The sequence below is a fragment of the Shewanella mangrovisoli genome, assembly GCF_019457635.1.
Classification (GTDB): Bacteria; Pseudomonadota; Gammaproteobacteria; order Enterobacterales; family Shewanellaceae; genus Shewanella; species Shewanella mangrovisoli.
The window spans coordinates 2,032,266-2,059,190 of record NZ_CP080412.1 but is presented as its reverse complement, the minus strand read 5'-3'; the positions used below and the strand labels follow the sequence as shown (position 1 = coordinate 2,059,190).

General features: G+C 48.5%; 24 protein-coding genes. 14 read left to right on the top strand and 10 right to left on the bottom strand.

Features of this window, described 5'->3' with window-relative positions; translation table 11 throughout:
- Nucleotides 1–226 precede the first annotated feature (226 nt).
- Entirely contained in the window at nt 227–1,183 is a 957-nt protein-coding gene (locus K0H60_RS09120; protein ID WP_220057927.1) for an AEC family transporter, read from the top strand.
- 75 nt (nt 1,184–1,258) lie between these two features.
- Here the strand turns inward: K0H60_RS09120 and K0H60_RS09115 are convergent, their stop codons facing one another.
- Complete coding sequence (locus K0H60_RS09115) at nt 1,259–2,011, bottom strand: Nif3-like dinuclear metal center hexameric protein (RefSeq protein ID WP_220057926.1); 753 nt, start codon at nt 2,009–2,011, stop codon at nt 1,259–1,261.
- A 60-nt stretch (nt 2,012–2,071) separates the two neighbouring features.
- Nucleotides 2,072–2,542, bottom strand: a complete 471-nt coding sequence (locus tag K0H60_RS09110; RefSeq protein WP_220057925.1) for an outer membrane lipoprotein — start codon at nt 2,540–2,542, stop codon at nt 2,072–2,074.
- A gap of 54 nt (nt 2,543–2,596) precedes the next feature.
- Here K0H60_RS09110 and aat point away from each other — a divergent pair, with 54 nt between their 5' ends.
- The 3 genes from aat to infA all read left to right on the top strand — a co-directional run bounded on the left by aat (nt 2,597) and on the right by infA (nt 4,314).
- Nucleotides 2,597–3,307 (top strand): leucyl/phenylalanyl-tRNA--protein transferase, encoded by a 711-nt coding sequence (gene aat, locus K0H60_RS09105; RefSeq protein WP_220057924.1) that lies wholly within the window; start codon nt 2,597–2,599, stop codon nt 3,305–3,307.
- Nucleotides 3,297–4,013, top strand: coding sequence for an arginyltransferase (locus K0H60_RS09100; RefSeq protein ID WP_220057923.1), 717 nt, complete (start codon nt 3,297–3,299; stop codon nt 4,011–4,013). The genes aat and K0H60_RS09100 overlap by 11 nt, the downstream gene beginning before the upstream one ends.
- 82 nt (nt 4,014–4,095) lie before the next feature.
- Nucleotides 4,096–4,314 (top strand): translation initiation factor IF-1, encoded by a 219-nt coding sequence (infA, locus tag K0H60_RS09095; RefSeq protein WP_006081934.1) that lies wholly within the window; start codon nt 4,096–4,098, stop codon nt 4,312–4,314.
- A gap of 104 nt (nt 4,315–4,418) precedes the next feature.
- Here infA and clpA read toward each other — a convergent pair whose 3' ends face one another.
- Together clpA and clpS are read right to left on the bottom strand one after the other, a co-directional pair.
- The gene (gene clpA, locus K0H60_RS09090; protein WP_220057922.1) at nt 4,419–6,686 is read right to left on the bottom strand and encodes an ATP-dependent Clp protease ATP-binding subunit ClpA; all 2,268 of its coding nucleotides are present in this window, start codon (nt 6,684–6,686) and stop codon (nt 4,419–4,421) included.
- A gap of 42 nt (nt 6,687–6,728) precedes the next feature.
- A complete protein-coding gene (gene clpS / locus K0H60_RS09085; RefSeq protein ID WP_011622425.1) occupies nt 6,729–7,037 on the bottom strand; it encodes an ATP-dependent Clp protease adapter ClpS in 309 nt (102 codons plus the stop codon).
- Between the two features lie 193 nt (nt 7,038–7,230).
- On the opposite strand from clpS, the gene cspD reads away from it, so the two are divergent.
- Nucleotides 7,231–7,437: a cold shock domain-containing protein CspD gene (cspD, locus tag K0H60_RS09080; RefSeq protein WP_011072576.1), complete on the top strand. Its 207-nt coding sequence runs from the start codon at nt 7,231–7,233 to the stop codon at nt 7,435–7,437.
- Nucleotides 7,438–7,584: 147 nt separating this feature from the next.
- Here the strand turns inward: cspD and K0H60_RS09075 are convergent, their stop codons facing one another.
- A complete protein-coding gene (locus K0H60_RS09075) occupies nt 7,585–9,810 on the bottom strand; it encodes an NADP-dependent isocitrate dehydrogenase (RefSeq protein ID WP_220057921.1) in 2,226 nt (741 codons plus the stop codon).
- Nucleotides 9,811–9,862: 52 nt separating this feature from the next.
- Between K0H60_RS09075 and K0H60_RS20530 the strand changes: the two genes are divergently transcribed.
- From K0H60_RS20530 to K0H60_RS09045, 7 genes are all read left to right on the top strand, one after another.
- On the top strand, nt 9,863–9,985 hold the full coding sequence (locus K0H60_RS20530; protein WP_258405807.1) for a hypothetical protein: 123 nt from the start codon (nt 9,863–9,865) through the stop codon (nt 9,983–9,985).
- A 175-nt stretch (nt 9,986–10,160) separates the two neighbouring features.
- On the top strand, nt 10,161–10,973 hold the full coding sequence (locus K0H60_RS09070; RefSeq protein ID WP_220057920.1) for an rRNA large subunit pseudouridine synthase E: 813 nt from the start codon (nt 10,161–10,163) through the stop codon (nt 10,971–10,973).
- Between the two features lie 69 nt (nt 10,974–11,042).
- Nucleotides 11,043–11,534: an NUDIX hydrolase gene (locus K0H60_RS09065; RefSeq protein WP_258405806.1), complete on the top strand. Its 492-nt coding sequence runs from the start codon at nt 11,043–11,045 to the stop codon at nt 11,532–11,534.
- Between the two features lie 221 nt (nt 11,535–11,755).
- Nucleotides 11,756–12,874: a tRNA 2-thiouridine(34) synthase MnmA gene (mnmA, locus tag K0H60_RS09060; protein WP_220057918.1), complete on the top strand. Its 1,119-nt coding sequence runs from the start codon at nt 11,756–11,758 to the stop codon at nt 12,872–12,874.
- 3 nt (nt 12,875–12,877) lie between these two features.
- Nucleotides 12,878–13,495: a high frequency lysogenization protein HflD gene (hflD, locus tag K0H60_RS09055; RefSeq protein ID WP_011716765.1), complete on the top strand. Its 618-nt coding sequence runs from the start codon at nt 12,878–12,880 to the stop codon at nt 13,493–13,495.
- A 29-nt stretch (nt 13,496–13,524) separates the two neighbouring features.
- Nucleotides 13,525–14,895: an adenylosuccinate lyase gene (purB, locus tag K0H60_RS09050; RefSeq protein WP_011716764.1), complete on the top strand. Its 1,371-nt coding sequence runs from the start codon at nt 13,525–13,527 to the stop codon at nt 14,893–14,895.
- A 126-nt stretch (nt 14,896–15,021) separates the two neighbouring features.
- Nucleotides 15,022–16,161: a ribosomal protein uL16 3-hydroxylase gene (locus K0H60_RS09045; RefSeq protein ID WP_220057917.1), complete on the top strand. Its 1,140-nt coding sequence runs from the start codon at nt 15,022–15,024 to the stop codon at nt 16,159–16,161.
- Between the two features lie 97 nt (nt 16,162–16,258).
- On the opposite strand, the gene K0H60_RS09040 is transcribed toward K0H60_RS09045, so the two are convergent.
- Nucleotides 16,259–16,717, bottom strand: coding sequence for a DUF4826 family protein (locus tag K0H60_RS09040; protein ID WP_011716762.1), 459 nt, complete (start codon nt 16,715–16,717; stop codon nt 16,259–16,261).
- Between the two features lie 279 nt (nt 16,718–16,996).
- On the opposite strand from K0H60_RS09040, the gene K0H60_RS09035 reads away from it, so the two are divergent.
- Together K0H60_RS09035 and K0H60_RS09030 are read left to right on the top strand one after the other, a co-directional pair.
- Nucleotides 16,997–18,031, top strand: coding sequence for a Glu/Leu/Phe/Val dehydrogenase dimerization domain-containing protein (locus K0H60_RS09035; protein ID WP_011716761.1), 1,035 nt, complete (start codon nt 16,997–16,999; stop codon nt 18,029–18,031).
- Nucleotides 18,032–18,224: 193 nt separating this feature from the next.
- Nucleotides 18,225–18,572 (top strand): hypothetical protein, encoded by a 348-nt coding sequence (locus tag K0H60_RS09030; protein ID WP_011716760.1) that lies wholly within the window; start codon nt 18,225–18,227, stop codon nt 18,570–18,572.
- A 77-nt stretch (nt 18,573–18,649) separates the two neighbouring features.
- On the opposite strand, the gene K0H60_RS09025 is transcribed toward K0H60_RS09030, so the two are convergent.
- The 4 genes from K0H60_RS09025 to ydiJ form a co-directional block, all read right to left on the bottom strand.
- Nucleotides 18,650–22,435, bottom strand: coding sequence for a S8 family serine peptidase (locus tag K0H60_RS09025; protein ID WP_220057916.1), 3,786 nt, complete (start codon nt 22,433–22,435; stop codon nt 18,650–18,652).
- A gap of 289 nt (nt 22,436–22,724) precedes the next feature.
- The gene (locus tag K0H60_RS09020; RefSeq protein WP_220057915.1) at nt 22,725–23,156 is read right to left on the bottom strand and encodes a MarR family winged helix-turn-helix transcriptional regulator; all 432 of its coding nucleotides are present in this window, start codon (nt 23,154–23,156) and stop codon (nt 22,725–22,727) included.
- Nucleotides 23,157–23,294: 138 nt separating this feature from the next.
- Nucleotides 23,295–23,786 (bottom strand): DUF1285 domain-containing protein, encoded by a 492-nt coding sequence (locus tag K0H60_RS09015; RefSeq protein WP_220057914.1) that lies wholly within the window; start codon nt 23,784–23,786, stop codon nt 23,295–23,297.
- Between the two features lie 87 nt (nt 23,787–23,873).
- The gene (gene ydiJ / locus K0H60_RS09010) at nt 23,874–26,915 is read right to left on the bottom strand and encodes a D-2-hydroxyglutarate dehydrogenase YdiJ (protein ID WP_220057913.1); all 3,042 of its coding nucleotides are present in this window, start codon (nt 26,913–26,915) and stop codon (nt 23,874–23,876) included.
- Nucleotides 26,916–26,925 lie beyond the last annotated feature (10 nt).

Sequence of the window (26,925 nt, the reverse complement as noted above, 5' to 3'; positions counted from 1 at the left end):
TTGTTGGTAAAAACATCCCGTTACGCTTTTCTGGAAGTGTAAGTTGATGTGCTCTCGACAAGCGACTCACTGTGCGACACTATCGCGCCTGTGGCTAAGCGTTAATCGCGAGGCGGCAATCACAAGTAGTCATGGTTGAGTTGTAATTGCTGTTGTAATCACTTTTGTAATCGTTAAGCCGCACGGTTTCAGCGGCAACGCACTATGGAATTTTCGAGGAGAAGTTATGGGCAATATCATTGAGCAGTTGTTGTTTTCTGCTTCAATAACCGGTCCCATCTGTTTAATGTTAGCCTTAGGCGTGATGCTTAAACGCACCCAAGTGATTGATGAGCACTTTATTGATGTCGCCTCTAAGCTGGTTTTTAATGTCACTCTGCCCGCGCTGTTGTTTCTCAGCATCATCAGCTCGCATCACGATCTTGCCGCCAGTGCGCCGTTAATCGGTTATGGCTTATTAGCCAACTTACTGTTTTTTATTCTCTCGACCTACGCGACGAAACGATTTTTCCCCGAGCCGAAGGATCAAGGCGTCATCATTCAAGGGGGATTTAGAGCCAATACCGCCATTATCGGCTTAGCCTATGTCTCTAATGCCTACGGCGAATCGGGCGTTGCCTTAGCGGCCGTTTATGTGGCGTCCATGACGCTGCTCTACAATATTCAAGCCGTAATTTGCTTAAGCCCGCGGGGAGAAGAATCGAGCCGCCGCGCCTTTGCGGTGGTCATTAAAACCATCACTAAAAACCCGCTGATCATTGCCATTCTGCTCGGCATGCTGTTTTATCTGCTGGCGATCCCCGTACCGAAAATGGTCCTCGATGCCGGACAATACTTTGCCAATATGACGCTGCCCTTAGCACTGCTGTGCACCGGTGGCTCGCTGGATATTGGCTCGCTTAGACATGAAAAGTATTCCACTTGGTTCTCGACCGCCTTAAAACTGGTCTTTGCGCCACTATTTATCACCCTAGGAGCCTTGATACTTGGCTATCGCGGTGTGGAACTGGCCTTAGTGTTTTTGATGAGCGCCGCGCCCACGGCGGCCGCAAGTTATGTGATGGCGCGGGCCATGGGGGGAAATGCCACCTTAGCCGCCAATATTATCGCCCTCACCACAGTTTGCTCACTGCTCACCTGCACCTTAGGCATTTTTATCCTGTCGACCCTTGGACTTATATAAACTGAGGGGTAATTTACATAAGACAAAGGCGAGCATGGCTCGCCTTTCATTTACTGAATATCGTAAAGTCACCCATTAGACTGGGTTAGCGATATCCACAAAATGGTGCACTAAATTAAACTCGCGGGCGAGATGACGCCCAAGCGACTCAATACCAAAACGCTCGGTCGCATGGTGACCCGCAGCATAATAGTGAATACCCTGCTCCACCGCACTGTGGAATGTTCGCTCGGACACTTCGCCACTGATAAACGCATCGACCCCAAGGCTTGCGGCAATATCGATATAATCCTGAGCACCGCCTGTACACCAAGCTAAGTGCTGGATTTCATCCGAACTTTCACCAATATGCAGTGGCGTTCTACCGAGCACCTCACCTAAGGTCGCGGCAAATTCACTGGCACTGACAGGTAAATCCAGTTTGCCACGCCATACGAGCCCCTGCGCCACATCTTCAACCGCTTCGGCATCGAGGATCCCAAGTTTGCGGCCGAGTGTAGCATTGTTACCCAGCATAGGATGAGCATCTAAGGGCAAGTGATAGCCGAACAAGTTGATATCATGGGCGAGTAAGGCTTTGATCCGGCGCTGCTTCATGCCGGTGATCACCTCAGGTTCACTCTTCCAGAAAAAGCCATGGTGAACCAAAATCGCATCGGCTTTGAGGCGGATCGCTTCATCAATTAACGCTTGGCATGCCGTCACACCTGTCACTATGGTGCGGATCTCTGCTTTCCCTTCAACCTGTAACCCATTCGGGGCGTAATCTTTAAAGGCCGATACGCGCAAAAAATCGGCTAAATATTGGGTTAATTCTGTCCGTGTCATTCTATCACCGTTTACACTTTTTTATTGATTATAGGCAGTTACGCTTAAGTTTGTACTTTATCACATGGCTAAATCAACGCGAACCCCACCTTGCAGGTACACCACACGTACCCTATCTCCCACATTGAACACCATGCCGGGATCATAATCTTGGATCACCATGACTTGCGTGCCATCTTCCTGAGTGATCATCAGCTCCACTAGCTTAAGTGATTGCACCGTAGTGCCACTGCCATAGCGATTACCAACACCAGCACCAATCAACGCCCCCAAGACTGTCGCGATATCTTGGCCTGAGCCGCCACCAAATTGATGCCCAATCACCCCACCCGCTAAGGCGCCACCAAAGGTTTTCCAACCTTGGTTTCTGTCTTCAATCAATTGAGTTTCGGTGATATTTCGTACCGAGTTGATATCGCCATAGAGGACTTTTTCGACCGGCACTGCCTGATTACGATCGTAGCCTGCTTGCACGGGAGAAATCACTAAAGCACAAATAAACATAAAGCTCGCTAGTGTAGGTTTCCACATATCCGAATTTCCGCTAACTTAATATAAGGGTCTATTACTGAATCATACGCAATTGTGAACTCACTGTCTTTTCTGAATCACGAATTTGAAGCTTTTCCTTCGCCCGAACTCGCCCTAACCGATCCAAACGGTTTATTGGCGATAGGCGGTGACCTTCGCCCTGAACGTTTATTGACCGCCTATTATCATGGTATTTTTCCTTGGTTTAACGCCGACGATCCCATTTTGTGGTGGTCACCGGATCCCCGCGCCATTTTTATTCCTGGCCAAGTGAATATCAGCACCAGTTTACGAAAATATTTAAAAAAACAGCCTTGGCGTTTCACCATCAACCATGCCTTTACCGATGTAATGGCGGGTTGTGCTCAACCTCGGCGTAAACAAGCCGGCACTTGGATAACCCATGAAATTCAAATGGCTTATCGCGAGTTACACCATAATGGCCATGCCCATTCCGTCGAGGTCTGGCACGGCGAGCGTTTAATTGGCGGCCTTTATGGCATTGCCATCGGCCAAGTCTTTTGCGGAGAATCCATGTTCCATCGCGAAACTAACGCATCCAAGGCGGCCATGGCGGTGTTGCAACAGCATCTAATCAAAATGAATTTTAAACTGATTGACGCTCAGGTGATGAATCCCCACCTTGAGAGCTTAGGTGCCAAATCGGTGAAGCGCGTTGATTTTATTCAACTCTTAACTCAGTTTAGGGATAAGCCAGTCAACCCTGCGGCTTGGATACCAAGTGAGGTCACACTTGAACTCTAACGCAAGTAACACGCCCATCGCTATTGGGATCAGCCAAATCTTTCCCTGCAGTTATCTGGATGGACAGCAAGAACAACTGTTGGTGATCCAAGAGGAAACACTCGACCCAATTTTATTTGATCGCCTATTAGCCATAGGGTTTCGCCGCAGTGGCAGCGCCATCTATAAACCGCGCTGTCCTCGTTGCAGTGCCTGCCAGCCGATTCGTCTGCCGATTAATGAGTTTATGCCTTCTAAACGGCAAAAACGCACCTTAGCCCATAACCGCGATTTAACTTGGCGTCTTACCTCTGAACATACCGAGGCCCAATATGCCCTGTATGAAAAATACATCCGTGAACGCCACTTCGATGGTCCCATGTTCCCCCCGAGTAAATCGCAGTATGAGCAGTTCTTATTTTGCCATTGGCTACCGCCAACCTTTATCGAAGTCTATGATGGTAATCGACTTTTAGCGGTTGCCGTGACAGATACACTCCCCAACAGTTTGTCGGCCATTTACAGTTATTTTGACCCCGACGAAGAACGCCGCTCCCTTGGCTCACTGCTGATTTTACTCCAGTGCCGCTTAGCAAAATTACAGGATAAAGAATTTCTGTATCTCGGGTATCAAATTGATGCCAATCGAAAAATGTCCTACAAGCGCTTATACCGCCCTTATCAGATTTTAACCCCCCAAGGCTGGGAGTATTCCCAAGTTTGCTAGGCACTTCCCCTTTACAGCAAGGTGAATTTGCGGCATGATACGCCCGTTTTTTATATTCGAAGGCTAATGGGATAACTAATTAATGGCGAAAGAAGACAACATTGAAATGCAAGGCACTATCCTTGAAACCTTGCCAAACACAATGTTCCGCGTAGAGCTTGAAAATGGTCATGTGGTGATAGCCCACATTTCTGGCAAAATGCGCAAAAACTACATCCGCATCCTGACTGGTGACAAAGTTACCGTTCAGTTGACTCCTTATGATCTGACCAAAGGTCGTATTGTCTTCCGCGCACGCTAATAGTACCCCTTAGTTGAAAAACCCGGCGAGGCCGGGTTTTTTTGTTGGCGAAAGATCAGAAAAATGGCTGCAATTGCAGCCATTTTTATTGGTTTTCAAAGCATTTACGCTTTGCTGGTACTCTTCTCATGCCGTTCGGTGTGGATAACGATTTCCCCTTCCTTCGCATCAACATGGGCAATACCGCCATGCTCAAGCTCACCGAAGAGGATTTCATCCGCTAACGGACGTTTGATAAGCTCTGTCACCACACGGGCCATTGGCCGCGCGCCCATGCTCTTATCATAGCCTTTCTCGGCGAGTAAGGTTCTAGCTTCATCGCTGACTTCAAGCACCACATGCTTCGCATCCAATTGCGCCTGCAATTCCACCAAGAATTTATCCACCACTTTGGCAATGATAGTCATGTCTAAATGGTTGAACCAAATGATGGAATCTAAGCGATTACGGAACTCTGGCGAAAAGACCCGGTTGATTTCCGACAGGGCATCTTGGGTATGATCCTGCTGAGTAAAGCCAATGGACTTACGGATCGTTTCCTGAACCCCTGCGTTTGTCGTCATCACTAAGGTGACATGCCTAAAATCCGCCTTGCGGCCGTTGTTATCGGTCAAGGTGCCGTGATCCATGACTTGCAGCAACAGGTTATAAACATCGGGGTGAGCCTTCTCAATTTCATCGAGCAGCACCACGCAATGGGGATTCTTAATCACAGCATCTGTAAGTAAGCCACCTTGGTCGTAGCCCACATAACCTGGAGGCGCACCAATTAAGCGAGAAACCGTATGGCTTTCCATGTACTCAGACATATCAAAGCGCACCAACTTCATGCCAAGGCAACTGGCTAACTGATTGGTAACTTCTGTCTTACCGACCCCAGTTGGTCCCGCAAATAAGAAGCTGCCCACAGGCTTTTTATCGGTACCTAACCCACTGCGTGATAAGCGAATCGCCGAACTTAAGGACTCAATCGCCTTATCTTGACCAAAGACCACCATCTTGAGATTGCGATCAAGATTACGCAGTAAGTCTTTGTCGGTAGCAGAGACAGATTTTTCTGGGATCCGAGCAATCTTAGCCACTATGGTTTCAATCTCGGCCTGACCTATGGTTTTCTTACGTTTGCTCTGTGGCAACATGGCCATGCGCGCACCCGCCTCATCGATCACATCGATGGCTTTATCGGGTAAATGCCGGTCATTGATGTGTTTTGCCGACAGCTCAGCCGCGCTGTTAATCGCCGCTTGGGTATAACGCACCCCGTGGTACTCTTCGTACTTGGCCTTGAGCCCCATCAGAATTTTCGTGGTTTCGGCCACTGAAGGCTCATTGATATCAACCTTTTGGAAACGACGCGCCAATGCGCGGTCCTTCTCAAAAATACTTTGATATTCTTGGAAGGTGGTCGAGCCCATGCAACGCAAGTTACCGCTCGATAATAACGGCTTAAGCAGGTTCGACGCATCCATCACCCCACCCGATGCGGCACCCGCACCAATGATGGTGTGAATTTCATCGATAAATAAAATAGCGTGCTTATCGGCGCTAAGCTCCTTAAGCAGACTCTTGAAACGTTTTTCGAAATCGCCACGGTATTTAGTGCCAGCAAGCAAGGAGCCTAAGTCAAGGGAATAAACCGTCGCCTGCGACATCACCTCTGGCACTTGATTATTAACGATTCGATAGGCTAAGCCTTCAGCAATCGCAGTTTTACCCACGCCCGCTTCACCCACTAACAGCGGATTATTTTTACGGCGACGGCATAGGGTTTGAATTGCCCGCTCTATTTCTTGATCGCGGCCGATGAGTGGATCGATAATCCCTTGTTTTGCAAGCTGGTTTAGATTGCTCGCAAACTGCGACAACATGCTGCGCTCTTCACCCGCTTCGGCTTGATCTTCGATGCGTTCGTGATCTTGATGGGCGTCGCTGTCCTCATTTTTTGAAAAACCATGGGAAATATAGTTCACCACATCTAAACGGCTGATGTCGCTGCGACGCAGCAGATACACGGCTTGGGATTCTTGCTCACTGAAAATGGCCACCAGCACATTGGCACCAGTGACTTCATTGCGGCCCGAAGACTGCACATGGAAAACGGCGCGTTGCAGCACCCGCTGAAACCCAAGCGTTGGCTGGGTCTCTTTATCATCATCCATATCTGCAATGATTGGGGTGGTTTGTTGGATAAAGCTTGCTACTTCATCTCTGAGTTTATCTAAATTCGCTCCACAGGCGATTAGCGCTTCTTGAGCCGCAGGGTTGTCGATCAGAGCCAATAACAGATGTTCAACTGTCATATACTCGTGACGTGCCTCTCTGGCTTGCTGAAACGCCAGATTTAAGGTGACTTCCAGATCTTTGTTCAGCATAAGCACCCCCAAAATTAACAACTGACAACAGAGTAAGCGCGGTTAAGCCTTCTCTAACGAACACAGTAACGGATGTTGGTTTTGTCTTGCAAATTGATTTACTTGTATCACCTTAGTTTCTGCAATGCCGTAGGGGAAAATCCCGCAGATACCCTTTCCCTGGTGATGAATAGTCAACATGATATCTGTGGCTTCCTGCTCATTCTTGCGAAAGAAGATTTGCAGCACTTCGATCACAAAATCCATTGGAGTGTAATCGTCATTATTGAGGATCACCTTATACATCGAAGGTGGCATTAACTCAGATTCCACACGCTCTTCAACGTGTTCTATGTTTCCTGTCTTACCCATTTTTTAATACTAGCCTCTCGTGTTGGCCTCTTCCAATTGCTATCTTCAAATTAATTAATTGTTACCTCTTTGTTAATTTTAGCTTGACTTCCGCTTTTACTCCTTACATTCTGTAGCTCAGACGGTGAAACAATCCCGTCTATACAGGTTTTACTATCTTACTGGTAAGTAGACAACAGAAGGAAGTGGAAGTATGGCAAGCGGAACTGTTAAATGGTTCAACAACGCCAAAGGATTCGGGTTTATTTGCCCTGATCAAGGTGGCGAGGACGTTTTTGCACACTATTCTACCATTGAAATGGAAGGCTATAGAACTCTAAAAGCAGGCCAACCAGTTCAATTTGAAGTAGAACAGGGTCCAAAAGGAATGCACGCTTCAGCCATTTCACCAACAAAATAACGTTTGGTGAGGCCAATGATCTAAAAGGCAGGGATTATATCCCTGCCTTTTTATTGGGCGATTAATAGCTTTCTTGAAGATTGAATGTGATAAAAAGGCCTGCAATGCAGGCCTTTTCAGTATTAATGCTAAGTTAACGATAAATCGTTAAGCAATTAATAGCTTGTTCAGTGTCTCGCTTGGGCGCATGGCTTTTTCAGCTTTTGTGGCGTCTAAACGATAGTAACCGCCTAAATCCACTGGCGCACCTTGCGCATTGTTTAGCTCAGCAACAATCACTTGCTCATTTGCGCTTAACGCGTGCGCTAATGGAATAAAGTGAGCTTGTAACTGCTCGTCTTTGGTTTGAGCGGCTAACGCTTGTGCCCAGTACATCGCCAGATAGAAATGGCTACCACGGTTATCCAGCTCACCAACGCGTCTTGATGGCGACTTGTTGCTATCTAAGAACTGACCGATGGCTTGATCTAAGGTATCCGCCAGTACTTGTGCCTTAGGATTACCCACAGTTTGGCTTAAATGCTCTAAAGAAGCCGCTAAAGCCAGGAATTCACCCAGAGAGTCCCAACGTAAGTGACCTTCTTTTTCAACCTGTTGTACGTGTTTAGGCGCACTACCGCCCGCGCCCGTTTCGAACAGGCCACCGCCATTCATTAATGGCACGATAGACAGCATCTTAGCACTGGTACCCAGTTCGAGGATTGGGAACAAGTCAGTCAGATAGTCACGCAGTACGTTACCAGTAACAGAAATAGTATCTTTACCTTCTTTAATGCGTACTAATGAGAAACGAGTCGCTTCTTCTGGTGACATGATGCTGATGTCTAAACCGTTAGTATCATGCTCAGGCAGATATTGCTTCACTTTAGCGATCAGCTGCGCATCGTGGGCACGATTCGCATCTAACCAGAATACTGCTGGAGTATTGCTTAAGCGTGCACGGCGTACAGCTAATTTCACCCAGTCGCGAATTGGCGCATCTTTAACTTGGCACATTCTCCAAATATCGCCCGCTTCGACGTTGTGGCTCATTAACACTTTGCCACTGGCATCAATCACGTTAACCACGCCATCCGCTGGGATTTCGAAGGTTTTATCGTGGCTACCGTATTCTTCGGCCTTTTGCGCCATCAGACCGACGTTTGGCACACTGCCCATAGTGCTAGGGTCGAAGGCACCGTGTTCTTTACAGAAAGCGATGGTTTCTTGATACACACCCGCGTAGCAACGGTCTGGGATCAACGCTTTAGTATCATGCAACTTGCCATCCGGGCCCCACATTTGGCCAGATGAACGAATGGCCGCAGGCATAGAAGCATCGATAATGATGTCGCTTGGTACGTGTAAGTTGGTGATGCCTTTGTCAGAATCCACCATCGCCAGCGCTGGGCGCTCAGCATAAACGGCGGCGATATCCGCTTCAATTTGTGCACGGACTTCGGCTGGTAAACTATCGATTTTGGCGTATACATCGCCAAAACCGTTGTTCACATCAACGCCTAATTCAGCAAATAATGACGCATGTTTATCAAACACAGGTTTGAAGAACACTTTTACTGCGTGACCGAACATGATGGGATCGGACACTTTCATCATGGTGGCTTTAAGGTGCAGTGATAACAACACGTTTTCGGCCTTGGCATTCGCGATTTCACGCTCGAAGAAGCTCACTAAGGCTTTTTTGCTCATCACTGACGCGTCGATGATCTCACCAGCTAGCAGTTTCAGGCCAGATTTCAATACCACGTCTTGACCGTCTTTTTGCGACAGTACGATGTTAACTGTGTCAGCGTTAGCCAGCGTCACAGACTGCTCGCTACCGTAGAAGTCACCTTCGCTCATATGAGCAACGTGTGATTGAGACTCTTTGGTCCACTTACCCATTGAGTGTGGGTTTTTCTTAGCGAAGTTTTTCACTGACAGCGGCGCGCGGCGATCAGAGTTACCTTCACGCAGTACTGGGTTTACCGCACTGCCTTTGATCTTGTCGTAGCGGGCTTTGATAGACTTTTCTTCGTCAGTCTTTGGCTCGTCAGGATAATTTGGAATGTCGTAGCCTTTCTGTTGCAGCTCTAAAATACAAGCTTTTAACTGCGGGATTGACGCACTGATGTTTGGCAGTTTGATGATGTTAGCTTCAGGTTGGTTAGCTAATTCACCCAGCTCAGCTAAGTGATCGCCAATCTTTTGCGCGTCAGTCAGTTTTTCAGGGAAATTAGCAATCACACGGCCCGATAAAGAAATATCACGGGTTTCAACCGCAACACCCGCCGCATCGGTAAAGGTTTTGATGATAGGTAACAGAGAAAGCGTTGCCAGAGCTGGTGCTTCATCGGTTTCGGTATAAATAATTGTTGGTGAGTTATCTTTCATGTTACATCCTACATTATTGTAAAATTTAATATTTTTATAATAATTTTATATCATGACGAACAAACATTGGCACGGCGGAATTCTCTATCGAGGCAATCGTGAACGCCTCTGCTACCTCAAAACCCGCGGCAACATCCTCTTTGCGTTCGCCAACGTGGGTAAATCGACTCATTAATACCTAACAAACATTTAGGCGTAGATCACATTTTCAGGCCGACATCATAGAGCATTCGCAGTAATATTCAAATTCCACTAACGGCGAATGCCAAGTACACTGTGTACAGATTATTGATACACGTCCTCAAACTTTTAAGTTCGGTCGTCAGCTTACAGCGACTATTAGCCACAGCATGAACAAAAACAGCACGCCAGCAACCGCATCCAGCCCACGCGCCAGCGGCAAACGCCCCGCTACAGGGCGCACCAATCCGGTGGATAACCGCAATAGCGCCAAGAAACCCCATACCTTCGCCAAGAATGCCAAGCCAAGTTTACAGCAAGGGGCTAATTCTGAGAGATACAGTGCCAAGCGAAACAGTGCTGAGCGCAGCGGCGCCAAGCCTCGCCCGCAGCAGCGCTCAACGGCTGCACGCACAAAACCCCAAGGCGAGCCGATGATCGTCTTATTTAATAAGCCGTTCGATGTGCTATGCCAATTTACCGATGAGCAAGGCCGCAAAACCTTAAAGGATTACATCCCTATTCCGGGAGTGTACGCCGCAGGACGATTGGATCGCGACAGTGAAGGCTTGTTACTCCTCACCAACGACGGTCAACTTCAGGCCAAACTCACTGAGCCGAAAAAGAAAACCTTTAAAACCTATTGGGTGCAAGTCGAGGGAGAACCCACGGAAGCAGATTTAGCAAAATTGCGCCAAGGGGTTGAATTAAAAGATGGTATGACACTCCCTGCGAAGGTCAGCATTATGGCGACGCCGAATGTTTGGCCGCGTAATCCGCCGATCCGTGAGCGAAAAAACATCCCTACCACTTGGCTGGAAATTCAAATCCATGAAGGACGCAATCGCCAAGTTCGGCGGATGACGGCCCATATTGGTTTTCCAACCTTAAGACTCATTCGTTATAAAATAGGCCAATGGAGTCTAGATGATTTAGCCACGGGTGAGCATAAATGCATCCAAGTGACTCAAAAGGCAGAATGATTTAACAACACTACGAATACAATAAACAGGATGTCACTGTATCCAGCCAACAATAATGAGGTGATTAGCGTGGCAGAAAAACTCAGATACAAACCCAATGTGACTGTGGCCTGTATTATCCACGCTCCTACCGAAGATAAGTATCTGTTGGTAGAAGAGTGGATTGATGGCGAGCAGCGCTATAACCAGCCCGCCGGACATTTAGAAGCGAATGAGAGTCTGATCCAAGCCTGTAAACGTGAAGTGCTCGAAGAAACTGGGCTTAATCTTGAGCCACAGGGTTTAGTGGGGATTTATCAGTTTAGTGCCAGTGACGCCCTCGCTTTTGTGCGCTTTACCTTTTTCGTACAAGTCGATGCACTGCTCCCCTCACAACCACAGGATGCGGATATTGATGCCGCCCATTGGCTGAGCTTTGAGCAAATCGAAGCCAAAACGCAACAGCTTCGTAGCCCATTGGTGCTCGATTGCCTTAAGGATTACCGCCATCAACAGCAACAGGGGCAAACCTATTCCCTCGAATTACTCAATAGTCAGCGTCTGACGGGATGTCAAAGATAGCCCCAAGCGACAAGGCGTGATAGAATACGCCCCCGCGTAAATTCGCGATTCAACACGGCATTTAAGCGCTGTTTTAGCAAACACTCGCTCGATGAATCGCCCGCTTGTCTGCCATCAAACACAGTCTAAGCGAAGACGCAGATTTTAACGTGAGCGTGACCCACCAAGGTGAGTCATCCTCACGGCTAACCAATACATATACTCAATGGTTTTTAGGATCTATGACATCAATCGAACCCACTCATACAGGAAAAAAAGTCATTGTCGGCATGTCCGGCGGTGTTGATTCATCTGTTTCAGCCTATTTGCTTATGCAGCAAGGCTATCAGGTTGAAGGCCTTTTCATGAAGAACTGGGAAGAAGATGACAACGACGAGTATTGCGCGGCCGCCGAAGATTTAAAGGATGCTCAAGCCGTATGCGACAAGCTTGGGATCAAACTGCACACGGTCAACTTTGCCGCCGAATATTGGGACAATGTGTTCGAGTATTTCCTCGCCGAATACAAGGCGGGTCGTACCCCTAACCCCGACATCATGTGCAACAAAGAAATCAAATTTAAAGCCTTTTTAGACTTTGCCGACGATATCCTCGATGCCGACTACATCGCCATGGGCCACTATGTGCGCCGCCGCGATAATGCCGATGGCACCACACAAATGCTGCGCGGAGTCGATAACAATAAGGATCAGAGCTACTTCCTGTATACCTTAAGCCATGAACAAGTGGCGCGGAGCCTGTTCCCCGTTGGTGAACTCGAAAAGCACGAAGTGCGTGAAATCGCTAAAAAAATGGGCTTAATTACCCATGATAAAAAGGACAGCACTGGCATTTGCTTTATCGGTGAGCGTAAATTCACTGAGTTCTTAGGCAATTACTTACCAGCGCAACCGGGCAATATCGAAACCGCCGAAGGCGAAATCATTGGCAAGCACCAAGGCTTAATGTACCACACCTTAGGCCAACGTAAAGGTCTAGGCATTGGTGGCATGAAAAACAGCAATGACGATCCTTGGTACGTGGTCGATAAAGATCTCAAACGTAATGTCTTGGTGGTTGGCCAAGGTGGGCATCACCCGCGTTTGATGTCCAACGGCATGCTCGTCAATCAATTGCATTGGGTCGACCGCAAAGGTCCCGCCGAAGGCAGCCAGATTGTGGTGAAAACCCGTTACCGCCAGCAGGATATCCCCTGCACCCTCACCTATCTTGATGATAATACCCTCAAGGTGGTGTTTGACGAGCCTGTTGCCGCCGTGACCCCTGGCCAATCAGCGGTATTCTACGATGGCGAAGTGTGCCTAGGTGGCGGAATTATCGATCAACTGATCCGAGGATAAGCCGTGAACGAGCAGCTCCATAATCGCACCATGGCCTTTGCAGGAATACTGCAGGCCATTGCGCAAGTTCAGCATTTAGCCCGTCATGGTGAGAGTGACACTGATGAGCTGGCGGCCAGTTTAAACACTATTTTAGTGACCGACCCTGAAAGCGCCGCCGATGTCTATCAAGACAAGGCTGCCCTGCACAAAGGTTATCAGTTGGTGTTAAATCAACTGGGCGACAGCAGTCAAAAAGATGTGGAAATCACCCGCTATCTGGTCGGCATTTTGGCGCTTGAACGTAAATTAACCCGTTCGAACAGCGGTTTAGCCATGCTTGCCGAACGCATCAATCAAGTGAATCGTCAGCTACATCATTTTGCGATCACCGATGAGCAAGTCATTGCTAATCTGGCCAGTATTTATAGCGACATTATCAGTAATCTTGGACCTAAGATTCAGATCTCAGGCAATCCGCTGTGTCTGCAACGTCCACTGGTACAACACAAAATTCGCGCCCTGCTGCTCGCAGCCATGCGCAGCGCCGTGTTATGGCGACAACTGGGCGGTAAACGTCGACACTTAGTCTTCGCCCGTAAAGCCATCATAGACACAGCCAAGAAAAGTCTTACCCTATAATAAAATAAGTTTTCATCAAGGAGCTTCACATGGATCTTTCCGCACTAACTGCTATCTCTCCGGTAGACGGCCGTTACGGTAGTAAAACAGCGTCATTGCGAGGGATTTTCAGCGAGTTCGGTCTTACTAAGTACCGTGTTCAAGTTGAAATCAACTGGTTAAAATTACTCGCCGATTGCCCAGAAATCACTGAAGTGCCGCCGCTGAGCGAATCTGCTATCGCGGTGTTAGATGCAATTAAAGACAATTTCAGCGAGCAAGATGCGCTACGCGTGAAAGCCATTGAAAGCACCACCAACCACGACGTAAAAGCGGTTGAATACTTCATCAAAGAAAAAATCGCAGATAACGCCGAACTCGCCGCTGTCGGTGAATTTGTTCACTTCGCCTGTACCTCTGAAGACATCAACAACCTGAGCCACGGCTTAATGTTGACCGAAGCCCGCGAGCAAGTGGTGCTGCCATACTGCAATGAACTGCTCAGCGCCATCAAAAAACTGGCCGTTGAATACCGCTCAGTGCCATTGATGTCACGCACTCATGGTCAACCAGCTTCGCCTTCGACGTTAGGTAAAGAAATGGCCAACGTTGCTGTGCGTTTAGAGCGTCAAATCAAGCAGATCGCAGCTGTTGAAGTCATGGGTAAAATTAACGGCGCCGTGGGTAACTACAACGCCCACTTATCTGCTTACCCAGAAGTGAACTGGCATGCACTGTCTGAGCGTTTTGTCACCAGCTTAGGCCTGCACTGGAACGCTTACACCACGCAAATCGAGCCACACGATTACATCGCCGAACTGTTTGATGCCATCGCGCGTTTCAACACTATCCTGATTGACTTCGACCGTGACGTTTGGGGTTATATTGCCCTTGGTCACTTCAAGCAACGTACCGTTGCCGGTGAAATTGGTTCATCAACCATGCCACACAAAGTCAACCCTATCGACTTTGAAAACTCAGAGGGTAACCTCGGGATTGCTAACGCACTGATGCAACACTTAGCGTCTAAGCTGCCAGTATCAAGATGGCAACGTGACCTGACCGACTCAACCGTACTGCGTAACTTAGGTGTGGGTATTGCCCACTCGCTGATTGCCTACCAAGCCACCTTAAAAGGCATCAGCAAGTTACAAGTGAACGAAGATCATTTACGTGCCGAACTCGACCAAAACTGGGAAGTCTTAGCCGAGCCAGTACAAACCGTTATGCGTCGCTATGGTATTGAAAAGCCATACGAGAAGTTAAAAGAACTGACTCGTGGTAAGCGTATCGATGCCCAGCAATTAGCGGTATTCATCGACGGTTTAGCCCTGCCTGAAGAAGTGAAAGCAGAGCTGAAGAAGATGACACCAGCCAACTACATTGGCCGTGCAGAAGCCTTCGTCGACGAGCTTAACTAATATTTTTAGCTCAGCGGAGTTTGCTCACAAAGTAGCGAGAGCAAAGATTCGCGAGCTGAAATTGTTTATCAGCCATAAATAAGGATTAAGGCGGTTACATTCGATGTAGTCGCCTTTTTTGATACTATGTATACACTCAATCTCGATATCGCCCAGTTCCTCAAGGAACACTGGCAACAAAAACCTGTGGTCATCAAGGGCGCTTTCCCTGACTTTGAAGATCCGATCAGCGCCGATGAGCTTGCAGGCCTTGCCTGTGAAGAAGAAATCACCTCGCGCATCGTGGTCACTCAAAAAGACAACTGGGAAGTGATCCAAGGCCCGTTCGAGGATTACGACAATTACGGTGAAACCCACTGGCAATTACTGGTGCAAGCCGTAAACCATTGGTACCCGGACTCTCAGCCATTAGTGGAAGCGTTTCGTTTTCTGCCCGACTGGCGATTCGATGATTTGATGGTGTCCTTCGCGACCCCAAATGGCGGTGTCGGTCCACACGTTGATAACTACGATGTGTTTATCATCCAAGGTGAAGGCGAGCGTCGCTGGACTGTTGGGGCTAATACGCCGCAGCAACGCCGTGGCGGCAACCCGAACTCGCCACTGGTGGAAGACTTCGAGCCCATCATCGACGTGGTATTAGAGAAAGGCGACGTGCTATATATTCCGCCTGGTTACCCACACTGCGGTGAAACCTTAACCTTAGCCTTAAGCTATTCAATTGGTTACCGCGCACCGAGCCAACAGGAGCTCGCCAGTGAAGTTGCCGATTACTTGCTCGACAATAACTTAGGTCAGCAGCGTTTCACCTCGGCGACTGAGCATGCAAATCCTGGCGTGATCAGTCAAGATCATCAGCTCGGGATCATGTCGCTGTTAAGCCAGCTCGCTCAAGATCCAACAAGCTACCAAGTGGTGCTAGGTAAACTGTTGAGTCAAAACCGTTTTGAACTGGATATCTGCGAGGGTGAAGAAGCCTATAACGCAGACGATCTCCAGGATGCGTTCGAGCAAGGCGCCGGCGTTAATCGCATCGGCGGCTTAAAAGTGCTGCGTTTAGAAAACGACACTCAATCTCGCTTATTCATCAATGGCGAAATTTATGAGCTGCCCAATACGCCAGAAGCCGTGTTAATCCAGTTAAGCGATCATGTCAGCTTTGATAGCGACAGCGCCATGGCACTGTGTAAGCATGCTGAAGTGCAAGAACTACTGCTTAAGCTAATCAATCAAGGCTTATATTATTTAAGTGACGATGAAGCTTAAGCCTTAGCGCACTATTGCGTGAGGTCGACAGATTAGCGTCACCCAAAACAATAAAGGCACTCAACTGAGTGCCTTTAGTTTTTACGCTAACACTAGATTAAGCATTAGTATTCCAAAGCTTTTCATCATTGTGCATACGATACAAGCTCTCAGCACGTGATACTAATAACTGCGCAAATTTTGCCTGCGTCGCATCACGTTGGACTGCGCCTGAGCGGATCAGGTTTTCGGCCTGCATCTGCCACATCATAGAGAAGTGACGAATCGCATCGCGCGCCGTTTTCGCGACTTTGACGTCGACAAAATCCGACGGTAAATCGCCAGACATCACCCAATAGGTTTTGGCCGAAGGACGCTTAGATTCCATTTTCCAAATCGCTAAATAAGGCGCCAGATAACGGCTTTCGTCGGCTAACACTTTACTTGGGATCACCCCTTTCTCGGCTAGAAAACGGTTCGCTTTTTGAAATTGAGTTCTGACCCACTCTTGGCGCAGTTTCTCCATTTCTTCTGGAGAGATTGTTGGTTGAGCCTGGTCGACAGCTTGTTCAGTCATACTTCCGTCCTATCTTATTGTTATTACGCGGCTCTCATTCTTGGGACAGCACGCGAATCGTTCTAATGTCTGAGATTATCCCAGTAAAAACTGGTTTCACACTAAAAACCTTACGTTTACGTAAAGTGGAAAGCTAGATTGCCACAAATAATCTATTTATTCGGTCATTATGCATGGTTGAGAGTATCGCTAAATGCTATGGTTCTGCAATAAATATAACGAGCTGTCGATGGGAAGTGATTCCATCGACGTTTTATTGTGTATAGCGGAGAACTTCACGTGGCTGTATTTAATCATGTATCCTTTGATGAACATGAACAGGTCGTATTCTGTCATGATAAAGAGAGTGGCTTAAAAGCCATCGTTGCCATCCATAACACCAACTTAGGTCCTGCTGTGGGTGGCTGCCGGATGTGGAACTACCAATCCGACGATGAAGCCCTGACAGACGTATTACGCCTCTCCCGCGGTATGACGTACAAAAACGCCCTCGCAGGTTTAACCATGGGTGGTGGTAAGTCAGTGATTATTGCCGATCCTAAGCGCCCTGATCGCGAAGCCCTCTTCCGTGCGTTTGGCCGTTTCATCAATAGCCTGGGTGGACGTTACTATTCTGCTGAAGACGTAGGTACCACAACAGCGGATATCATGATCGCTCATCAAGAAACCCCATACATGGCGGGTCTTGAAGGCAAGAGCGGCGATCCATCACCCTTTACTGCATTAGGCACCTATTTAGGGATCAAAGCTGCCGTTAAACACAAACTCGGTTTAGACAGCTTAAAAGGCCTTAAGATTGCCGTTCAAGGTGTGGGCCATGTGGGTTATTACCTGTGTAAACATCTGCATGAAGAAGGTGCTGAGCTTATCGTCACCGATATTCACCAAGCTTCACTCGATAAAGTGGCTACCGACTTTGGCGCCATCGTTGTTGCCCCACAGGATATCTATGCCCAAGACGTTGATGTCTATGCGCCATGTGCATTAGGTGCCACTTTAAACGATGTGACCCTGCCACAACTTAAAGCTAAGATTGTTGCCGGTTGCGCCAACAACCAATTAGCTGAAGTTCGCCATGGTGAGCAGTTAAAAGAAATGGGCATTCTGTATGCACCAGACTATGTGATTAACGCAGGCGGTATCATCAACGTGTCATTTGAAAAAGACTATGATGCGGCGAAATCAGAAGCTAAGGTCAGAGAAATCTACAACACATTGCTGAAGATTTTCACTAAAGCCGATGCTGAAAACCGCACTACTGCGGCGGTTGCAGACGAAATGGCCCGTGCCATTTATCAAGCAGCAAAAGCCTAATCATGCTATAGGCGGACAACGACTTGTTGTTCGCCTCAACCTCTTCCCTCGCTTCGTTTATCCAGCTAAAAATAAATTCCTCTTAATACCAATCAGATACCAAAACGCCACGTAAAATTCACTTTTCTGTAGTGGAAAAGCCTATGTGCCTCTGCTTGAATTAATCACTCGTCTGTCAATGAAGGGATTGCATATGGTCAGTTTTAAGTACGAGTTAAATCAGGACTCGGTTGAGCTACAGGCCAGTGATTGGTTTGGAATTGAACGTGTGTTCGTGAATGGGCAGATGGTGTCGCGCAAGTTTAACTTTGGCCCGAACAGCGTACATAAAGTGCAGCTCAATGATGGCCATCAATGCAGTTTCAAGCTGTTTATCGATCCCCAAACCGATGAGTTGACTTGCCGAATTTATAAACACAATCAACTTATTACCAGCTTAAAACAAGGTAAAAACAGCCTTATTCAAGGCCAACGCCTGCTGCAACAGGGGCTACTGCTGGGTTCCAGTTTAGTGCTGCTCGCCGTGCTCTTCCCTTTTTAAGCCGATGTTAAAAATTCAGTAATAAAAAACCGCTATTGCCTAAACAATAGCGGTGTTATCCAAACTACTGTGACGTATTACTTCAGCATATAAACCCGCATCATAGTCTGCTGCGCAGTGCTACTGCCATCGTTCATTTGTACACGTAAATGCACAAAATTACCCGCGGCAGCATCGTTAGGAATGGTCGCAGTCCACTGACCATCGACCATTTTGACTTCTGCCGTTTTCCATGCACTTTCAGCAAATTTACTCGCAACGGGGCAGTAAATCGATACAGAGACTGCTGCCAACGAACACTCTTGGCCATAACCGTACTCTAAGCTGACATCAGCCAAGTCAACTTGACCTATGCCATCCATCACACCCGCAAGCTTGATGGTAACCGCTTCACCCGCAGCTACAGTGTTATCAAGCGCGACTGGAATATCGATTTTAGGTACCAATACCGCCTGAACACCTTGCTTACTCGAATCCGTGCTGAAGTGGTAAATCCCCTGGTAGAAAGAGCCTAAGTTATCTTTAATCGGCGAGCTGCTACCGACACCTCGGGCGTAGGAGCGAATTTCGAGTTCTACTTGAGCATTCGAGTCAGGAAGCGTCAGCAGCCCACTGTCGAGATAAGTGTTCTGACCATTCACTTTCAACCCATAGAGAGACTGTGAATTGTAGCCACCTGTGCCATCATGCCCTGCCGCATCACCGAATCGCACAATACTTAAATCGATAGTATTCGTATCGCGATAGGCAATCGCGCCACCATTAGTGAGCAAACTACCCGCCTTGGGTCCTTTAAGCCAAGAGGTGCTCTCAACTGTACCCTCGGTCATCATACGTGGACCATCGAAGTAAGCGCCTTCAGCCGCCATCGCAGAGCCGGGCATAACGATGTTGGTCCACATATTTTTACTGGTTGCCGTGTAGTATTCGTCACGGACAATCGGTGTCATCACCATTTGGGTGCTGCCCGTGGAATAGAACTCGCCCGTACTATTGGTCATCCCCATCACATCCACAAACACAGGACGTTCATCATTTTGAGAATGATAGGCCGCGCTAATTTTCTGCATCTTGTGCTCTTGCAGCACCACTTGCCCACCATCGATACGCCCGTCGGTGATATGGTTAATGGAATAAGCATAGGGTGTACGCTCTGCGGCAATCCCTGACCAACTCACCAGATTGTTGCCCGCTTCGACCTGCGCCAATAGGGCTTCACCCTGCTCCGAACTGATCCCTACAGCAGGAATGCGCGGCGTGCCACCAATCGTTCCCTTGTAACGGCCCTTAAGACCCGGACGATAGAAAATCACCCCAATCGCGCCATTTTTCAGGGCATTGTTCACCATGGTGGAGGTCAAATAATAGGGATTACCTATGAGTGCAATGCGTCCCTTAAGATCGAACTGAGTCCAATCCGTGCTGTAACCGCCATCGCCCACAAATACCACTTCTGCACTGCCTTGGCCGTTGAAGGACATTGCTAAACCTTGCTTGTTATACTCCAGCACTTCCCCATTTTGCATCGTCAGCACAGCTTCGGGGGCAATCGCACGAGTCGTCACGAAGGAGCGGAATCTGTCATCGTGCCCCTGTGACCAAGTGTACATATCCTTCACATAGTCGGGTGCAAAGTCCATCGCCGCCAATTTTGCTAACTTGTTATCATCCAATGCGTAGGTAAATCCAAAGGAGAAACCTTGCGTCGCTAACGGCTTGCTGGCTTTAAACTGCAGTTTTTCAGCATTACGGGCATCAAACTCAAGGTGGGTATCTTGGCTTAACTTGCGATTAAGCACCGCCATTTGTGTCGCCGATTCCACTAAACCATTTGAAGTAAAATCATTGTCATAGGTCATGACATTAGCGACGATTGAATAGTTACCTTCAGGTACGTTCACACTCGCTTGGCCGTTGGTTAAGCTTACGGCTTGTCCCCAATCATCTTCCTCATTCATCAAATACACTTTTGATGGCGAGGTGGCAGGATGACCACGCATATCGGTCACACTTAAGCTCAAGTTTACCTGTGGTGGCTCAATCCAGAATGACACAGGTACAGTGACTCGTTCATCGGATTTACCCGTTGTTGTTCCTTCGATGCGCCCAGTGATAGTGCCATAGGCGCCACTACGCAGTGCCACACTCGAGTCTATCCACACAGGGATCTCAGCACTCCCCTTAGCAGGGACGGTAATACTGTTAAGACTTAATCCCGCCAATGTGGCTGGCATACGGGTTTTACCATCTTCACCTATCAAGCTCATTTTCAGCTTAAGATTGATGTCCTTGTCGGATAAGTTGCGCAAACTAACGGTTTTTTCTGTCACGCCAATATCCTGATCATAGGCAAAGGAGCCAAGCTCCATATTGGGCGGCGCGATAATGCTTTGAGCGATTGCGCGATTCACATCCATAGGCCCAGCGCCTTGTTCAAGCACGTGTGAATCATTCGGTAATACCGAAGAGGTCAACACTTCTTTCACTTGGCGCGGACTCAATTCGGGTCTGGCTTGCATCACTATCGCCGCGCCGCCTGACACATGGGGCGCCGACATGGAGGTACCCGACAGAGCGCGATAGGCCGTCGAGCCAAATCCCCCTGAAGCTGCCGACACAACATCCACTCCTTGGGAGGCGATATCGGGTTTTGCAGAATGACCATCAGGAGAGGGTCCACGGGATGAGAAAGATGCGGTGTGATTGTCGCGGTCAACGGCCCCCACAGTTAACGCACTCGGAGCACATCCTGGGATCCCCACAGTCTCGCGGGTAAAACTATTGCCCGCCGACACCACAAACAGGGCTTTGTCACTCAAGGCTTCGACCATATCGACAAGCGGCCCAGCACAGCTAGTACCACTGCCACCTAAAGACATGCTGACCACATCGGCGCCTTGAGCCACGGCCCACTGCATACCACTCAAGATCCCACTAGTAGAGCCTGAGCCCGCATTTGTCAGTACCTTGCCCACCAGCAACTTGGCTCCTGGCGCCATGCCCGCCCAGCGACCATTAGATTCGACACCAGTGCCTGCAATGGTGGCCGCAGTATGAGTGCCGTGGCCATTGAGATCGTCTATCCCATTACTGGAATAGGTAAAATCTTTACTGACAAGTACTTGCTCCGCTAAATCGTTATGATCAAGATCATAACCAGTATCAAGTACTGCAACAGTGACACCTTGACCATTGAAGTGCTTGGCTAAATTGCCATAGGCGCCGGTTAACGGCACGGTTGGGGTTAAGTTTGCCAAGGCATTCACGCCATTTGGCACCTCTTTATCGGCATGCACCACGGCATCTAACCATACAGATTTCACCGAAGCATCCGTGCTGAGGGTTTCCCATACCTTGGCCGCTTTAGACTTACTCACACCAAAGGCGGCGCTGTCGATAAGCTCGATTTCATCGGTTAATGTCGCCCCTTCAATCGGATTCGGTACCGCAGAGCCCGCCAGCGTGCCATCTTGGTATTCGATAATCACGGGCAGCTTATCGGTGGAAGCATCGTCATAGCCCGCTGCATGTAATTTAGTGATGTTAAAGAGCTCTAAATCGACGGCTTTGGATGTCACCAGAGGTTGGGCTTTAGGTGTAATAAGATATTGGCCATTCGCATTTTGAAAAATACTGGTGATCACCTCGGCCCCATTTTCACCGAGCAAACGGATCCCGCCGAGTGAACCATCAGCACGCACGACCGCTGTGACCACCTCACCCGTAATTAAGGTAAATTGTACCGCACCAGACTGTGCATCCACGAACGCGCTATCATCCGCCAGCGTGGCGTAACTGGTCGCGAGTCCCATTGCCATAAGACAGGTCGCAGCAATTCGGCTGCGCTTAAAGAGTTGTTTCATTTCATGTTCCCTGAAAAATCACCTTGTAATTGCTCAGTCGACAAACCAATTTGAGCAATGTTTTTGTGTTGGAATGCAAGCTTCCAGTGCAACAAGATGGCGTTTAGAGAAACATTTTTGCAACAATACTCGAGTAGCAATTTGTACTGCTGGTTTAAACAAGAATGAGTAATAGGCCGGAGTATTAGTAACAAACCAATACGCTGAGAAAACAAACATTGTGATAGCAGTTTAATCGCCGTTAGCTAATGCGTGGAGACGGTTAAACCGCGTTGTCTAAGGGCAGAACTTACAGCTCTGTGAGTGAAGGTAAACGATTTATCTTATTGAGTAAGCGCATAAACTGCTGGCGCTCCTCTTCGCTGAGATTGGACAGGTATTTCTCATTGACGCGCTCGGCCTCACGGATCAAATCCTGCTCCAGCGCCTTAGCCTCATCGGTGAGGAAAATCTGGAATGCTCGGCGGTTATCGAGCTCTTGGTGACGGGTGATCAATCCTTGAACCTGCAACTGATCGAGCAGACGGGTCATGGTATAGTTGGCCACATCGCAACGCTTAGACAGCTCGGTCTGAGTGATCCCCTCCTCCTGCCAAAGCGCAAACAACACCGGCCACAACTTTATGTCGAGCTGATAGCGTTTCAGCTGTATATCGAGCTCATTTTGCAGCTCAATATTCAAGTGGGAAACAAGATAGCCTAAGCTTTCATAGCGGTTCAAACAGCACCTCCGAAAACACCATTTAGACCCATCAACACAGACAACAAGCAAAAGGATATTCGCCGAAGTCAGTTTTAATACTACCACTTAACCTGTAATAAACTAGTCAGCTTGCCCAAGTAATTGCAATCAAAATCTTTATGCATCCGCCCCTTGGTCGTCGGATAAATTGAATTCATTCACAAAATTATAGTAACAGGCGCGGCTTAATTTTCCCCATAGCCCGCGCTCTAGGGGCAGATAAATCCCAAAGTCGGTAAGCTTTAGTCGTTTGAGATCGGCAATCTGATGTTCAGTCCCGATACTGCTTTTGAGCATCAAACTAGGTGCTATGTCATTCTTCACGTAATCGACAATCACCAATGGCGCATCTTCCACCTCAACTCGCACCTTCTCGACTGGCGTGATCAGAAAATGCTCGCCATCGATGCCATGTAAAATACTGGCAAATAACTTTGCAAACTTGGTCGGTAATGGGCTGTTTTGATATAACCAGTCACCGGAAAGCTGGATACGAAATAGCGCAACTTCACTACACAGCGCCGTTGGCGGTATGACGATGTCCTCCGGCGTTGGCTTGTTGATGAATTCCTGTAGCGTGTCGATAACATTGTCCGTGTGCTTTTCCATAGCGTCCCTCAATAAAAAAACCAGCCTGACGACTGGTTTAGTGTGGCATTGCCTTAGGGATTATCCAATCCCTAAGGCAAAATTGCGTTAAGCCTTAACAAGCTCCAATAAAGCCTCTAATGGATGTTTTGGCTTATACCCAGCGAAACGTTTCACTTGGCTGCGACATGAATAGCCCGAGACTAACACCTGCGACGCGTCTATCTTGCTTAAAGTGTCTTTCCACGACATATCAAACAAGGCCTTAGAACGCTCAAGATTCTCAGCCTCATGGCCGTAGGTGCCCGCCATGCCACAACAGCCCAAATTCACCGCCGTTAATTTAGCGCCAAAGTGAGTGAAGATTTTGCTCCACTCATTGGCGGTATTCGGCTTGGCCGTAGACTCAGTGCAATGGCTAAACCAAGTAAATTGTTTATCTTGCATGGCCTTAGTGGGAATATCCTGCAGTATGCTAAGGAGCCATTCGTTAGCCAGTTTCACCTCAAACGCGCCGCGATTCGCCCCTAAGATTTCTTTATACTCATCGCGATAACAGAGCACTAAGGCGGGATCGATACCCACCATAGGCATGCCCAACTTATGCACTTGGTTTAAGAAATCCGCGCTCGACTGCGCCGTTTTGGCAAATTTATCCAAGAAGCCCTTGATATGAGTGGGTTTACCATTGGGTTTAAAGGGTAATAAAACGGGCTTTAATCCTAATGTTTCAATCAGTTGGATAAAACGATACACCAAGCCTGCATCGTAAAAACTGTTAAACGGATCTTGCACCACTAACACAAACTTTGCCCGCTCATCGGCGGGGATAGCCTGTAATGCCGCCAGATCATAACCGCGACTCGCATGACCATCGAGTCGTTGTTTCAATGTCGGCACCGACAGCGCTGGCGCATCAACATAGCCGATAGCTTTTTTGATCACCCATTGGCTGAGCGGATTCTGCGAGGCAAAATTGGTCAACCTTGGCGCCGCCGCCATAAGAGGCAAACTGTCCTCGATGCCCGCCACCAGATAATCTTTAGCCGGGCGCAGATAACGTTGATAATAAATATTAAAGAATTGCGCCCTAAATTTAGGTACATCCACTTTCACTGGACATTGGCTCGAGCAAGCTTTACAGGCTAAACAACCCTTCAGTGATTCCATCACTTCGTGGGAATAATCATAATCGCGCTTCGCATTGATGGTATTTTGCATGCGCTGCAAAATGCCTAAGGGTTTGGCTCTGGCCAGCGCATTGACATCGACGCCTTCGGATTCAAGCAAACGCAGCCACTCACGCATTAAGCCCGCGCGACCTTTAGGCGACTGAACTCTGTCCCCCGTCACTTTAAATGACGGACACATAGGTGAGAAACTGCTGTAGTTAAAGCACAGGCCGTTACCGTTACAGTTCATCACATCGGGATAGGCATCGCGCACTTCGACCGGAATTTGCCGGTCAAACTTGCCGCGCTTGGTACTGTCCACATCAAAACACAGGCCACCCGCTTGCTTGGGCGCCACTAATTTACCTGGGTTGAGCCTATTATCAGGGTCAAATAGGCCTTTAATGTCTTGCAGCACACCATAAAGCTCGTCACCAAATACCGATGGACCATATTCGCCGCGCACGCCCTTACCGTGCTCGCCCCACATCAGGCCGCCATATTTGAGTGTCAGCGCCGCGACTTGATCAGAAATCACCCTCAGCAGCTTTTCATCTTCGACATCGCACATATCCAGCGCGGGCCGCACGTGCAAAACGCCCGCATCCACATGGCCAAACATGCCGTATTGCAAATTGTGACTATCGAGTAGCGCACGGAACTCCATAATATAATCGGCGAGCATTTCGGGCGGCACCGCTGTATCTTCGGCAAACGCAATGGGTTTGCGACGTCCCTTGGTGGCACCGAGTAGACCCACGGCTTTTTTACGCATGCCGTAGATTTTCTCAATGCTGGCCTTATCTTGAGTGACTTGATAACCGACCACACCACACTCACCACGGCTGATTTGTTCGATCAGCACGGCTTCGAGTGCCGCAAGCTTTTCGCTCACCTCAGCGGCATCACCTGCAAACTCGACCATATTGAGGCCATCGATCACTTTACCCGGCACTTCTTGAATAAGGTCTGATACCGAATGCCAAACAATGTCCTCACGGGCAAGGTTAAGCACTTTTGAGTCCACGGTTTCGACCACAGTGGCCCGCGCCGCCACTAAGGAAGGCGCATGGCGCAGTGCAGACTGGAAAGAATCATACTTAATGTTCACCATCGCCTGTTCACTCGGCAGTGGCGTAATGTTGAGTTTCGCCTCGGTGATCACCGCCAGCGTGCCTTCAGACCCCGTTAAAATGCGCGAGAGATCGAACTGGGTTAAGCCGTTGTTCCAGACATTCTTTAAGTCATATCCGGTTAAGAAACGATTGAGCTTAGGGAATTGTTGTTCGATCAGCGCACGCTTCTCGCGGCACACTTCGGCAATCGCAGAAATCAGTTTTTGCCCGAGCGGATTATCGCTCACGTTATCCGGGTTACATAACAGACCCGCGTCAAGGGGACGCGTGTCGAACACACTGCCATCAATCAATATGCTGCGTAGCGCTAGCACATGATCTGAGGTTTTACCGTAAACTAAGGATCCCGCGCCCGAGGCATCGGTATTAATCATGCCGCCGATAGTGGCACGGTTTGAGGTTGAGAGATCGGGGCTGAAGAAATAGCCGTGGGGACGCAGCGCATCGTTTAGGGCATCTTTGACGACACCCGCCTCGACGCGTACCCAACCCTGCTCAGGGTTCACTTCCAATACGCGATTCATGTAGCGCGACACATCTAGGATCAAGCCGTGGGTCAGCGATTGGCCATTGGTGCCCGTACCGCCGCCTCTGGCACTAAAAGTCACACCCACAAATTCTGCTTTTGCCGCCAGCGACAAAGCGATTTGAATATCTTTTTGATGCTTAGGATAAAGCACCGCCTGCGGCAAAAATTGGTATACGGAGTTATCCGTGGCCTGCACGAGGCGCGCGCTGTAGCGCTTATCGATATCACCGGCGTAGCCACTTTGCGCTAAGGCATCAAGATAGGCCAGATAGACAGGTTCTAACGTTTGTTGGTGTGATAACAGAGGTAACATGAGCGGCTTC

Bases quoted from the DNA above. Each gene is read 5' to 3' on its own strand.
- mnmA (WP_220057918.1), top strand. From the start codon at position 11,756: ATGACATCAATCGAACCCACTCATACAGGAAAAAAAGTCATTGTCGGC.
- clpS (WP_011622425.1), bottom strand. From the start codon at position 7,037: ATGGGTAAGACAGGAAACATAGAACACGTTGAAGAGCGTGTGGAATCT.
- K0H60_RS09025 (WP_220057916.1), bottom strand. From the start codon at position 22,435: ATGAAACAACTCTTTAAGCGCAGCCGAATTGCTGCGACCTGTCTTATG.
- K0H60_RS09120 (WP_220057927.1), top strand. From the start codon at position 227: ATGGGCAATATCATTGAGCAGTTGTTGTTTTCTGCTTCAATAACCGGT.
- K0H60_RS09030 (WP_011716760.1), top strand. From the start codon at position 18,225: ATGGTCAGTTTTAAGTACGAGTTAAATCAGGACTCGGTTGAGCTACAG.
- K0H60_RS09015 (WP_220057914.1), bottom strand. From the start codon at position 23,786: ATGGAAAAGCACACGGACAATGTTATCGACACGCTACAGGAATTCATC.
- ydiJ (WP_220057913.1), bottom strand. From the start codon at position 26,915: ATGTTACCTCTGTTATCACACCAACAAACGTTAGAACCTGTCTATCTG.
- K0H60_RS09115 (WP_220057926.1), bottom strand. From the start codon at position 2,011: ATGACACGGACAGAATTAACCCAATATTTAGCCGATTTTTTGCGCGTA.
- clpA (WP_220057922.1), bottom strand. From the start codon at position 6,686: ATGCTGAACAAAGATCTGGAAGTCACCTTAAATCTGGCGTTTCAGCAA.
- K0H60_RS20530 (WP_258405807.1), top strand. From the start codon at position 9,863: ATGACGAACAAACATTGGCACGGCGGAATTCTCTATCGAGGCAATCGT.
- infA (WP_006081934.1), top strand. From the start codon at position 4,096: ATGGCGAAAGAAGACAACATTGAAATGCAAGGCACTATCCTTGAAACC.
- cspD (WP_011072576.1), top strand. From the start codon at position 7,231: ATGGCAAGCGGAACTGTTAAATGGTTCAACAACGCCAAAGGATTCGGG.
- K0H60_RS09110 (WP_220057925.1), bottom strand. From the start codon at position 2,542: ATGTGGAAACCTACACTAGCGAGCTTTATGTTTATTTGTGCTTTAGTG.
- K0H60_RS09070 (WP_220057920.1), top strand. From the start codon at position 10,161: ATGAACAAAAACAGCACGCCAGCAACCGCATCCAGCCCACGCGCCAGC.
- purB (WP_011716764.1), top strand. From the start codon at position 13,525: ATGGATCTTTCCGCACTAACTGCTATCTCTCCGGTAGACGGCCGTTAC.
- K0H60_RS09045 (WP_220057917.1), top strand. From the start codon at position 15,022: ATGTATACACTCAATCTCGATATCGCCCAGTTCCTCAAGGAACACTGG.
- K0H60_RS09040 (WP_011716762.1), bottom strand. From the start codon at position 16,717: ATGACTGAACAAGCTGTCGACCAGGCTCAACCAACAATCTCTCCAGAA.
- K0H60_RS09075 (WP_220057921.1), bottom strand. From the start codon at position 9,810: ATGAAAGATAACTCACCAACAATTATTTATACCGAAACCGATGAAGCA.